At 61.4% G+C, this 1,056-nt stretch carries 1 protein-coding gene; it reads right to left on the minus strand.

The features are described 5' to 3' along the window. The coding region (locus MFF55_RS25125) for a HAMP domain-containing protein (protein ID WP_238246837.1) at nt 1-927 on the minus strand (927 nt) is incomplete at its 3' end. Between the last annotated feature and the right edge of the window lie 129 nt (nt 928-1,056).

Raw genomic sequence — 1,056 nt, forward strand, 5'->3', positions numbered from 1 at the left:
GGTCGAGGCGCCCGCCAGCCCCTGCGTCAGGGCCGAGACGTTGTGCTCGAAGCTGCGCGTGACCTGATCCAGGCGCTCGGCACGGCGCAGCTTGGCTTCGTTCTCCGAGGCCTGCTCGGCCGCCAGTCGCTGGGCAGTCACGGCGTTGTCCTTGAACACCTGAAGCGAGCGGGCAAGAAGACCCACCTCATCCCTGCGCTCAGACCCGTGCACCTCGACGGCAAGGTCACCATGAGCGAGCGCGCCCATCGCGTTCGTCATGGCAGCAAGCGGGCGGGTGACGCCGATCACGACGATGTAGGCCAGGAGACCGACTGCGATAGCAAGGCCAACGGCCGCTGCGGTGATGAGGGTCTGCACCGCTGATCCGGCGACCTCAGACGCCTGAGCCTTAGCACCTGAGAGGTCCTTCATGTTGGCCTCGACGCGCTTCTTGACGGCTTCCGAGACCTTCGCGCGAGTTTCGCGAACTGCGCTGTTGGACACCTTGGCGGCAAGATCGTTCTCGTTCTTCAGCCCATGGCCAATCGACTTGTCGGCGGCCGAGAAGAAAGCGTTGAGGTCAGCTTTGATCGCCTCGTTGACCGCGCGGCGCTCGGGCGTGTCGGCAAGACCAATGAGGTGGTCGATGGCGTTCAAGGCGTCCTGACGCGCCTCCTGATACAGCTTGAACTGCGCCTGCATCGCGGAGGCGTCAGTCTCGATGATGATGTTCTTCTCGCGGATGGTCGCCTCGTCCATGGCATAGGCCATCTGCAGGGCAGTGACCGCGCGTGCGGCTGTCACGTCCACGATGCGCTGGGTGTTCTGATCGAGGCTGTTGAGGCTTGACCACGCGAGCGCGACTAAGCCGACAGCGACCGTGATCAGCATCAGGGCGGGGATGGCAAGTTTGCTCAAGATCTTGAGGTTGTTCAGCAGTTTCATCTCGCCCACCCAAGCAAATGCGCCGTTCGACCACCGTTCCACAAAATGTGATCTGCTCACATTCTCGTGATCGGAAGTTAATTTTCATTAAATAGCTGGCAAAAGTGCTCAGAGGTTAGGCAAGCTGCA

Origin of the sequence: Methylobacterium iners, from assembly GCF_022179305.1 — a bacterium.
Taxonomy (GTDB): Bacteria; Pseudomonadota; Alphaproteobacteria; order Rhizobiales; family Beijerinckiaceae; genus Methylobacterium; species Methylobacterium iners.